Here is a 3580-nt window from a genome sequence, read left to right on the forward strand (position 1 = left end):
CCCACCGGGCTACCGCGTCCTCACCACACCACCCCAACCACCACCGGACCCGGCCGACCGGACACCCGATCCCGACGACGACCCACCACCCTTCTGACCGCGCGGCCGGTCCGCCGATCGGATCTGTCCCGACGGCGGAGCCGGTGCGCTGGTCCGATCCGGTGACGTCGCGCGCACCCCTGCGGCGAACGTGGCCCGAGGCGCGGGACACTGTGCGCATGACGACGACCAGCCCACCGCAGACCGGAGACCTCTCGCTCCCGGCGCGGCCGGGCTGGCCCGATGCCACCGGGCACTTCGGGGTCTTCGGTGGCCGGTTCGTGCCCGAGGCGCTGATCGCCGCGCTCGACGAGCTCACCGAGGCCTACGAGTCCATGCGGGTGGACCCCGCGTTCGTCGCCGAGTTCGCCCGGCTCCAGCGCGACTACACCGGCCGGCCGAGCCCCATCACCGAGGTGCCGAAGTTCGCCGCGCACGCCGGCGGCGCGCGGGTCCTGCTCAAGCGCGAGGACCTCAACCACACCGGCTCCCACAAGATCAACAACGTGCTGGGCCAGGCGCTGCTGACCAAGCGGATCGGCAAGACCCGCGTGATCGCCGAGACCGGCGCAGGCCAGCACGGCGTCGCGACGGCCACCGCTGCCGCGCTCATGGGCCTGTCGTGCACCGTCTACATGGGCGAGGAGGACACCCGCCGCCAGGCGCTCAACGTCGCCCGCATGCGCCTGCTCGGCGCCGAGGTGATCCCCGTGACCACCGGCTCCCGCACGCTCAAGGACGCGATCAACGAGGCGTTCCGCGACTGGGTGACGAACGTGGAGACGACGAACTACGTCTTCGGCACGGTCGCCGGTCCGCACCCCTTCCCGGCGATGGTCCGCGACTTCCAGCGGGTCATCGGTGACGAGGCGCGCGCCCAGGTGCTCGAGCGCGAGGGGCGGCTCCCCGACGCCGTCCTGGCCTGCGTCGGCGGCGGGTCCAACGCCATCGGGATCTTCACCGCCTTCGTCCCCGACGAGGGGGTCCGGCTCGTCGGCCTGGAGGCCGGCGGTGACGGCGTGGACACCCCGCGGCACGCGGCGACCATCACCGGCGGCACGCCGGGCGTGCTGCACGGCGCCCGCTCGTTCCTCCTGCAGGACGAGAACGGCCAGACGGTCGAGTCCCACTCGATCAGCGCGGGGCTGGACTACCCCGGGGTCGGCCCGGAGCACTCCTACCTGCACGACATCGGGCGGGCCGAGTACCGGCCGGTCACCGATGCCGAGGCGATGGAGGCGTTCGCGCTGCTCTGCCGCACCGAGGGCATCATCCCGGCGATCGAGTCGGCGCACGCCCTGGCCGGCGCGCTCACGCTCGGCCGGGAGCTGGGCCCGGACGCGCTGCTGCTGGTGAACCTCTCCGGCCGCGGGGACAAGGACGTCGAGACGGCGTCCCGGTGGTTCGGCCTGGGGGACAGGGAGCACGTCGATCCCGGCGCCGGCATGGACACCGACCAGCGGCCCACCGAGGGCGCGGTCAGCAACGCCGAGGCCGTCGCCGGCCAGGACGCGGGGGAGACGGCGTGAGCGCGCTGCAGGAACGGATCACGGCGGCGCAGGCGGAGGGGCGTTCCGCGCTCATCGCCTACCTGCCCGTCGGCTACCCGGACGTCCAGGGCTCCATCGACGCCATGGTGGCCGCGGTGGAGGCCGGGGCGGACGTCATCGAGATCGGCGTCCCCTACAGCGACCCGGGCATGGACGGTCCTGTGATCCAGGAGGCCGTGGACGTCGCCGTGCGCGCCGGTGTGGGCATGCGCGACGTGCTCCGCGCGGTGGAGGCGGTGGCCGCGGCCGGCGCCGTCCCCGTGGTGATGAGCTACTGGAACCCGATCGAGCGCTACGGCGTCGAGCGGTTCGCCACCGACCTGGCCGCGGCCGGGGGAGCGGGGGCCATCACCCCCGACCTGATCCCCGACGAGGCGGCGGCGTGGATCGCCGCGGCCCAGGGCGCCGACCTGGACCGGGTCTTCCTCGTGGCGCCGTCCTCCACCGACGCCCGGCTCCGCTCGACGACCGCCGCCTGCCGGGGGTTCGTCTACGCGGCCTCCACCATGGGGGTCACCGGCACGCGGGCCACGGTGGGCGATGCCGCCGAGAAGCTGGTCGCCCGCACCCGCGAGGCCGCCCCCGGCCTGCCGGTGTGCGTCGGCCTGGGCGTCTCGGACGGCGACCAGGCCGCCGAGGTGGCCGCCTTCGCCGACGGCGTGATCGTCGGCTCGGCCTACGTGCGCGAGCTCCTGGAGGGCCGCGGCGTCGACGGGGTCCGCGCCCTGACCGGCGACCTCGCCGCCGGCGTCCGCCGGGCGGGGGTGCGGGCATGACCGTCCTCGCCGCCCTGCCGAGCCCCACCCAGGGCGTGTGGGAGCTGGGCCCGCTGCCGATCCGGGCCTACGCGCTCTGCATCGTCGCCGGCATCGTCGCCGCCGTCCTGCTCACCGAGCGGCGCTGGGTCGCCCGCGGCGGGGCGCCCGGCGACGTCCTGGACATCGCCGTCTGGGCGGTGCCGTTCGGCATCGTCGGCGGACGCATCTACCACGTCATCTCCAGCCCCCGCCCCTACTTCGGTGAGGGCGGCGACCCGCTGCGCGCCTTCGCCATCTGGGAGGGCGGCCTGGGCATCTGGGGCGCCATCGCGCTCGGCGGCGTCGGGGCGTGGATCGCCTGCCGCCGGCGCGGCATCCCGCTCCCCGCCTTCGCCGACGCGCTCGCGCCCGGGCTGCTGGTCGCCCAGGCGATCGGCCGGCTGGGCAACTGGTTCAACAACGAGCTGTACGGCGGCCCCACCGACCTGCCGTGGGCGCTGACCATCTACGAGTGGAGCGGCGGCCGGGCGGTCACCGGGGCCGACGGCGAACCGGTGGTCCTCGGCACGTTCCACCCGACGTTCCTCTACGAGCTGCTCTGGAACCTCGCCGCGGCGGCGCTGGTCATCTGGGCCGACCGCCGCTTCCGGCTCGGGCACGGCCGCGCGTTCGCGCTGTACGTCGCCTCCTACTGCGCCGGCCGGCTGTGGATCGAGCTCCTCCGCACCGATCCGGCCGAGACCCTGTTCGGCGTGCGGATCAACGTCTTCACCTCGATCGTCGTCGGGCTGCTGGCGGTGGCCTACCTCGTCTGGCAGCGCGGTCGCCCGCGCGAGGTCATCGACCGGGGCGCCGCGGCGGCGGGCGGGCAGCCGGCCGACCGGCAGGCCCCGGAGCCGTCCGGACGGGCGTCGGGGGCGACGGCGGCCGGTGCCCGTGAGGACGATCACGGGACGCCGCCGGCCAGCTGACCGTCCAGGCGTGGGGACGGTCACGGATCGGCGTCAGGCGTGTCAGAGCGGTGTTACGGCTGTGTACGCTTCCGCCTGACCCGCCAGAGACCCTGGCGAGGTCGTACTGTCGGACCGGGCCAGTGCTGCCCCGCGGACGACGGCTCACCGGCACCCACCGGTGGGTCCGCGCGTCAGCCGGTCAGGGCCACCTGCGCCTCCCCGGTGCCCCGCGATCCGCACGTGCCGCCATCTCCGCCGCCCTTGACCTCCGGCCCGGGCC

At 75.1% G+C, this 3580-nt stretch carries 3 protein-coding genes; all 3 read left to right on the top strand.

Annotated elements, in window-relative coordinates:
- The first annotated feature begins 218 nt into the window (after nt 1-218).
- The 3 genes from trpB to lgt are packed head-to-tail and all read left to right on the top strand — an operon-like array spanning nt 219 to nt 3318.
- On the top strand, nt 219-1568 hold the full coding sequence (gene trpB / locus E9565_RS21595; RefSeq protein ID WP_236836697.1) for a tryptophan synthase subunit beta: 1350 nt from the start codon (nt 219-221) through the stop codon (nt 1566-1568).
- Nucleotides 1565-2365: a tryptophan synthase subunit alpha gene (trpA, locus tag E9565_RS21600; RefSeq protein WP_236836698.1), complete on the top strand. Its 801-nt coding sequence runs from the start codon at nt 1565-1567 to the stop codon at nt 2363-2365. The genes trpB and trpA overlap by 4 nt, the downstream gene beginning before the upstream one ends.
- The gene (lgt, locus tag E9565_RS21605) at nt 2362-3318 is read left to right on the top strand and encodes a prolipoprotein diacylglyceryl transferase (protein ID WP_236828815.1); all 957 of its coding nucleotides are present in this window, start codon (nt 2362-2364) and stop codon (nt 3316-3318) included. The genes trpA and lgt overlap by 4 nt, the downstream gene beginning before the upstream one ends.
- Nucleotides 3319-3580: the final 262 nt, after the last annotated feature.

Source organism: Blastococcus sp. KM273129 (assembly GCF_021698995.1).
Classification (GTDB): Bacteria; Actinomycetota; Actinomycetes; order Mycobacteriales; family Geodermatophilaceae; genus Blastococcus.